Origin of the sequence: Pectobacterium sp. CFBP8739 (assembly GCF_013449375.1) — a bacterium.
Lineage (GTDB): Bacteria > Pseudomonadota > Gammaproteobacteria > Enterobacterales > Enterobacteriaceae > Pectobacterium.
Window position 1 is genome coordinate 335,764 of sequence record NZ_JACDRR010000010.1, and the last position, 6,143, is coordinate 341,906.

3 protein-coding genes and 1 CRISPR repeat array are annotated in these 6,143 nt (G+C 52.5%); of the genes, 2 read left to right on the forward strand and 1 reads right to left on the reverse strand.

The window, feature by feature from the left end:
• Window positions 1-3 precede the first annotated feature (3 nt).
• A complete protein-coding gene (pnuC, locus tag H0247_RS10030) occupies window positions 4-729 on the forward strand; it encodes a nicotinamide riboside transporter PnuC (protein ID WP_180742395.1) in 726 nt (241 codons plus the stop codon).
• A 7-nt stretch (window positions 730-736) separates the two neighbouring features.
• Here the strand turns inward: pnuC and zitB are convergent, their stop codons facing one another.
• Window positions 737-1,687: a CDF family zinc transporter ZitB gene (gene zitB / locus H0247_RS10035; protein WP_180742396.1), complete on the reverse strand. Its 951-nt coding sequence runs from the start codon at window positions 1,685-1,687 to the stop codon at window positions 737-739.
• Window positions 1,688-1,981: 294 nt separating this feature from the next.
• On the opposite strand from zitB, the gene aroG reads away from it, so the two are divergent.
• On the forward strand, window positions 1,982-3,037 hold the full coding sequence (aroG, locus tag H0247_RS10040; RefSeq protein WP_180742397.1) for a 3-deoxy-7-phosphoheptulonate synthase AroG: 1,056 nt from the start codon (window positions 1,982-1,984) through the stop codon (window positions 3,035-3,037).
• Between the two features lie 398 nt (window positions 3,038-3,435).
• A CRISPR array of direct repeats spans window positions 3,436-6,093; the repeat unit is 29 nt; unit sequence GTGTTCCCCGCACACGCGGGGATAAACCG.
• Window positions 6,094-6,143 lie beyond the last annotated feature (50 nt).

Below are 6,143 nucleotides of genomic sequence, written 5' to 3' on the forward strand. Positions count from 1 at the left end.
GAGATGGATTTTTTTAGTACCAGTAATATTTTAATTCATATTCCTTTGGGGGAAGGGGGATACGATCTTTCCTGGATTGAGGCGATGGGTACGCTGTTTGGCCTGTTGTGTATTTGGTTCGCGAGTCAGGAAAAAACCATCAACTACCTGTTTGGGTTGATTAACGTCACGCTGTTTGCCGTGATCTTTTTTCAGATTCAGCTTTACGCCAGCCTGTTGCTGCAAATCTTCTTCTTTGCCGCCAATATTTATGGTTGGTATGCTTGGACGCGCAAGACGGATTCGCAGGAAGTGGAGCTACGTATCCGCTGGCTGCCGATGCAGAAGCTGATTGGCTGGTCGGTGGCCTGTATTGTCGCGATTGGCTTGATGACGTTCTACATTGATGCGGTATTCGCTGTGCTGACGCGCATTGCTGTTTCTGGTATGCAGGGACTGGGGCTGGCAGTACAAGTGCCGACCCTCCAGCCGGATGCGTTCCCGTTCTGGGATTCCACCATGATGGTGTTGTCGATCGTAGCGATGATCCTGATGACGCGTAAATACGTCGAAAACTGGCTGCTGTGGGTAGTGATTGATGTGATAAGCGTGGTGATTTTTGCTTATCAGGGCGTCTATGCGATGGCGGTGGAGTACGCGATCCTGACGCTGATCGCCCTGAATGGTTCCTGGCTATGGATTAAGAGCGCACAGGAAAACCGCGTCAGTACCGTTTCACAAGGCGCGTAATCCAACTTTAATGCTTGTGGTGGTGACCCTCTACCTCATGGTTTGTCGAATGATGGCTTTCATGATGGTGGAAATCGCAGTGGTCATCATCACAGCGTTGATATTCCATCTGCACCGTCGCATGTCCAATCTGGTAGTTTTTCAGTAAATATTCCTGAATACGTCTTAATAGCGCATCGTGATCGTGCGGGGGAACCACCTGCGCATGCAACGTCATCATCGGCTTTTCGCCAACCTGCCATAAATGAACATGATGAATATTTCTGACTTCGGGAATATTCAGCGTCAGATCTTTCTGCAAAACCTCAACGCTAAGTTGGGTGGGAGTGCCTTCCAACAGTTCGTGAATGCTCTCTTTCAATAACGCCCAGGCACTGCGCAGCACCAGACATGACACTAAAACAGAGAGAATTGGATCGATAGGCGTCCAGTTGGTATAAAGGATAATAATGGCTGCGACAATCGCGCCGACAGAGCCGAGCAGATCGCCCAATACGTGCAGGGCTGCCGCACGGACGTTAATATTTTTCTCTCCGCCGCCGTGGTGTAATAGCCAAAACGCCACGATGTTTGCTAGCAATCCGGCAACGGCGACAAGCAACATGGGGATGCCTGCAACGGGCTGAGGCTCATAGAAACGCTGGATAGCTTCCCAGAAGATGAAGGCGGTAATCAGTATTAGCATTAGTGCGTTTACAAACGCGGCGAGGGTCGTGAGCCGTAAATAGCCGAAGGTATGGCGCGCATTGGGTTTACGTTGCGCGAAACGCACGGCGACAAGTGCGACAAACAGCGCGGCGGCGTCTGTCAGCATATGACCTGCATCTGCAAGCAGAGCGAGGGAGCCGGATAGTAGGCCACCAATGACTTCTGCCACCATAAACGTGGCGGTAATGATAAATGCGGCCAGCAGACGTTTACTGTTACCTGATTCCGTGTGGCTGTGGTTATGTGCCATAGATCACCCTGAGTTGCGGTTTTATTCCACTTTACTGAAACCCGTAGAGAAAACCTATCTTGTGTTTCACCGAACTGTCGGTTGAGGTATTTTCTGGTGAAAATAGGACGGATAGGACATCTGAGAGCATTTGATCGCGTAAATCCCGTTGATTTCAGCGTCCTGATAACACCAGCTTGACATATAATAATCAATCTTCAATATGAAACATCCCGTTTATCAGGCTACCTGCACGGGCGGGATGGCGCGTATTGGATGGGTTAACATACCGTTTCGGAACCGATGGATTTATTTATGAATTACCAAAATGATGATTTAAGAATTAAAGAGATTAATGAACTTTTGCCGCCGGTTGCTTTGTTAGAAAAGTTTCCAGCCACGGAGAAGGCAGCGGAAACGGTATCGTTCGCACGTACTGCCATCCATAAAATACTTAACGGCAATGATGATCGCCTGCTGGTGGTGATTGGTCCTTGTTCGATTCACGATACAAAAGCGGCAAAAGAGTACGCTGCGCGTCTGCTAACACTGCGTGATGAGCTGAGCGCCGATCTGGAAATCGTGATGCGGGTTTATTTTGAAAAACCCCGTACCACAATTGGCTGGAAAGGGCTCATCAACGATCCGCGCATGGACAACAGCTTCCAGATCAATGATGGCTTGCGCATTGCGCGCCAGCTGTTGCTGGAAATTAATGATACCGGTTTGCCGGCGGCGGGTGAATTCCTAGATATGATCACCCCGCAATACCTGGCGGATTTGATGAGCTGGGGTGCAATCGGTGCCCGTACAACAGAATCTCAAGTACACCGTGAATTGGCCTCTGGCCTGTCATGTCCTGTTGGTTTTAAAAATGGCACCGACGGTACCATCAAGGTTGCGATTGACGCGATTAACGCCGCTAGCGCACCGCACTGCTTCCTGTCTGTGACCAAATGGGGACATTCGGCTATCGTGAACACCAGCGGTAACAACGATTGCCACATCATTTTGCGCGGCGGAAAAACGCCAAACTACAGCGCTGAGCACGTGAAAGACGTAAAAATTGGTCTGGAAAAAGCGGGTCTGACACCGCAGGTCATGATCGATTTCAGCCATGCTAACAGCAGCAAACAGTTTAAAAAGCAGATGGATGTCTGTACTGACGTCAGTGGGCAGATCGCTCAGGGCGACAAAGCGATTATGGGCGTGATGGTGGAAAGCCATCTGGTTGAAGGTAACCAGAGTCTGGAAAGTGGTGAACCGCTGGTTTATGGACGCAGCGTGACCGATGCGTGTATTGGTTGGGAAGATACGGAATCCCTGCTGCGTCAGTTAGCGTCTGCGGTACGCGAACGCCGCAGTAAATAACACTTGAATGGCGAGCAGGAAGCTCGCCATAAAAATCCGGTACAGGCATTGGGAATTCTCACAAATCTGGCGCAATAAATTAGAACCCTACTTTATTTGTTAGGTTCTGACCAGATTGGTAACAACAACATCCAGCGTTATTCGTTTTAAAACCAGTGGGAGTGTCTCAGGATATTCTCAACACCTGTCAGATATAGAAGCACACCGCGTGCTTTCACCGTGTTAGCCTATTGAATTCTAAAAGAAAATTATCGTAATTTGGTAGAATAGAGTGGAACGCGATTTGTCTTTTTTTATCTATTGATAATCAATGAGTTATAGATATATACCGGTGTGGGAAAATCGGTAGGATTCTTTATGCTGGAAAAAATTTTATAAAACAAGTCTCTATACTTAGAGTGTTCCCCGCACACGCGGGGATAAACCGAAATGGAGAAAAACTAATGGCATTTCATGAAAGTGTTCCCCGCACACGCGGGGATAAACCGCGGTTTTTCTGCTGTCATGCGTGGAACCCGCACGTGTTCCCCGCACACGCGGGGATAAACCGTCGTACCTTGAGGATTCCGCTAACGCCACAGCGTGTTCCCCGCACACGCGGGGATAAACCGATGCGCTGGATATTATTGCGCGAGAAGTGTCTGTGTTCCCCGCACACGCGGGGATAAACCGCCAATATCTTGAACCGGAATTGATGGAGTGCGGTGTTCCCCGCACACGCGGGGATAAACCGCCAGCCTTCCCGCTCTTAATTCAGCCATTGCTGTGTTCCCCGCACACGCGGGGATAAACCGCTATCGAGGAAGGAAAACTAAGAAGCCAAGGAAGTGTTCCCCGCACACGCGGGGATAAACCGGCGTGGTCGTAATACTCACCCCTTCTTGCTGAGTGTTCCCCGCACACGCGGGGATAAACCGGCCGACGCGTACAACACCAGCATGGACACAATGTGTTCCCCGCACACGCGGGGATAAACCGGGCGGGGGTGTGCGACGATGCGATTTGTAAGCGTGTTCCCCGCACACGCGGGGATAAACCGGGTTAATATGCTTAAGTTTTCAAAGGAACAGAGTGTTCCCCGCACACGCGGGGATAAACCGCGCATTAATGCCGCGTTCGATAACCTGATGACGTGTTCCCCGCACACGCGGGGATAAACCGGTTCGTTGGTCTAACGTCGGCCTGAGCCGAACGTGTTCCCCGCACACGCGGGGATAAACCGTGGATGGACTCACAGGGGCTTTAACGTCGATAGTGTTCCCCGCACACGCGGGGATAAACCGCCTATCTTTCTAGAAAAAGTACGACACATAAGGTGTTCCCCGCACACGCGGGGATAAACCGCACAGGAACAGCAGCCAGATCCGGCAATGGTTGTGTTCCCCGCACACGCGGGGATAAACCGGCTGGGCGCGTGAAATCGGGTGCAATCTGACAGTGTTCCCCGCACACGCGGGGATAAACCGCAAACATTAATAGAGTTGGGTATGTGATATACGTGTTCCCCGCACACGCGGGGATAAACCGAAATAGAGCAGATGAGATTAAGCCGAATGTCTGTGTTCCCCGCACACGCGGGGATAAACCGGTTTGGAATCTAAACTACATCGACACTGGCGCGTGTTCCCCGCACACGCGGGGATAAACCGCCGAGTTAAAAAAAGTCGGCTCTTATGCGTACGTGTTCCCCGCACACGCGGGGATAAACCGCAGGCTTCTTCATAGTCGGCGCTGTTTCGATAGTGTTCCCCGCACACGCGGGGATAAACCGTCCCCTACCGATGCAGAATTGGCTACTGCGTCGTGTTCCCCGCACACGCGGGGATAAACCGTGCGGTAACACGGCTGACCACCGTATAGCGAGGTGTTCCCCGCACACGCGGGGATAAACCGGTCTTGCCGATTTCGAACTGATATCCACGGCAGTGTTCCCCGCACACGCGGGGATAAACCGTAATCCTTTTTCGTGTCGGAGATGGTCATTTCCGTGTTCCCCGCACACGCGGGGATAAACCGCATTATGGGCTGGCTCAAGGAACCCGATAGCATGTGTTCCCCGCACACGCGGGGATAAACCGGAGGCGCGCGGTGAGCAACGTAACTAATCTTGCGTGTTCCCCGCACACGCGGGGATAAACCGCGGCAAAATCACCTTTGACGATACAGGAACGGGTGTTCCCCGCACACGCGGGGATAAACCGAGACCGACTTCCGCCTATTCCTGATTGACCACGTGTTCCCCGCACACGCGGGGATAAACCGCACGCTAAAGGCGTTCCGATGACAATGCCGCAGTGTTCCCCGCACACGCGGGGATAAACCCGATTTACCGTCCCGGTTATTGATTGCGGATAAGTGTTCCCCGCACACGCGGGGATAAACCGGATCGGCTTGAACCGTGGGCATGCCACCTCTACGTGTTCCCCGCACACGCGGGGATAAACCGTAGCGCAGGTGAATATCGATGCTCAGGGTTCGGTGTTCCCCGCACACGCGGGGATAAACCGAGATCGGCTATGTGTGGCGAGATCATCCGGCGGTGTTCCCCGCACACGCGGGGATAAACCGAACCCGCGATTCACAAACAGCATTAGGAATAAGTGTTCCCCGCACACGCGGGGATAAACCGAGCGATCACTTCTTTCCCAGCGATGGAGGCACGTGTTCCCCGCACACGCGGGGATAAACCGCCCGCTGACTGGTTCCAGTTCGACACCGACAAGTGTTCCCCGCACACGCGGGGATAAACCGCGACCGTCATCGTTACTGTCATCGGTCGAGTAGTGTTCCCCGCACACGCGGGGATAAACCGGTTATCGCCCCAAATGCTAGGGTTATGAGAGGGTGTTCCCCGCACACGCGGGGATAAACCGCACTGGCACCATCAGACACATTAAATGACGCAGTGTTCCCCGCACACGCGGGGATAAACCGCCCGCTCGCGGCGGGCTGGTTTACGTGGTGCCGTGTTCCCCGCACACGCGGGGATAAACCGTCACGCGCCCGCTGATTTAAAAACATAGAAATGTGTTCCCCGCACACGCGGGGATAAACCGTCGCGTCCATCTCGTGTTGCAGCTTAGAGATAGTGTTCCCCGCACACGCG